Below are 1,045 nucleotides of genomic sequence, written 5' to 3'. Positions count from 1 at the left end.
CGAATAATTTGTGTCCAAGAGCGCCCATTATAATTTTAGCGTAATCAATGAACTCTTCGAGCTCACTTTCTTTTTCCTCGGCTATATTTCCTGGAGTAGGGTCGTTTCCGTTTTTAACCACATACCGATTTGCCTCTACTGCAAGTCCACAAAATCGGTTCTCAAGGTAACTTATCTCTGTAGGGCCAAATGAGTTATTGGATGTAGTAAATACAACAGCCTCTGTCCAATAATCCTTATCTGGATTTCGCTTGTGCTCGATCAACCGACAGAGAAGACCCTCACCATTTTTCCGTACACCAGCTTGGCCAATATAAACCATATTGTCGTCTGTTTGATCGGAAGTGCCAAATAAGAAGTAAACACCGCTCTGTGATAAATCTTCGCGTTCCTTGCACTTATCTAGTTCTGTTCGAGGTATTTTGTAAGCCACGCCTGTCCAATTAGCAAGAGTACACTTTATGCTCCCATTTGGTGTGCCATCCATTAAAAACAAATTTATACTTTTTCCTCGTTTAGTCATAATCCTTTACCTCCCTCGTAACAGCTTATTTGTTATTTGAATCATTGGAAGGAGTTTCAAATGGATTTCCTTCAGAGTTATACGTTAAATTGAAAACAAGATCCGACAGCCATTTCTTAAACGAAGGATTATCATTAAACTGCTTAAATAACTCCATATTATCGGCCATTATACTAAATATAACAGACTGAAGGGCACGTTCACTTTCCATACGCGCATTTTGCTTGTCTGAATTTTTCATTGCGATAATATAGCGCTCGTCCTTTGTAACCATTCCTGGTATTTCTAGAATTTGACGGCGAACATTATCAGCATCGTTCCAGTCTATATTGCCGAACAAGTCATTAAATGATGAAAGAATGCTAGAAAGCAAATCCATTTCTGGCTCCACTATGCCACCTACACGACCAGCAGGTACAGGGCCAATCTCAGCGTCAGCATCATCTAAATACAAGAGACATAGAATCACGAGCTTCCACTCGGTAACGTAAGCGTAAAATAATCCCCACCTGTTATACCAGG

General features: G+C 40.1%; 2 protein-coding genes. Both read right to left on the bottom strand.

What is annotated here, in order from left to right:
• A partial coding sequence (locus BFU02S_RS15955; RefSeq protein WP_169797623.1) for a GIY-YIG nuclease family protein occupies nt 1-523 on the bottom strand: 523 nt, incomplete at its 3' end.
• A 25-nt stretch (nt 524-548) separates the two neighbouring features.
• Nucleotides 549-1,045, bottom strand: a 497-nt coding sequence (locus tag BFU02S_RS17445; RefSeq protein ID WP_235842098.1) for a hypothetical protein, incomplete at its 5' end; no start/stop codon positions are given.

The sequence above is a fragment of the Neobacillus fumarioli NBRC 102428 genome, from assembly GCF_001591485.1.
Classification (GTDB): Bacteria; Bacillota; Bacilli; order Bacillales; family Cytobacillaceae; genus Neobacillus; species Neobacillus fumarioli.
This window is presented reverse-complemented; position numbering and strand designations above follow the sequence as displayed.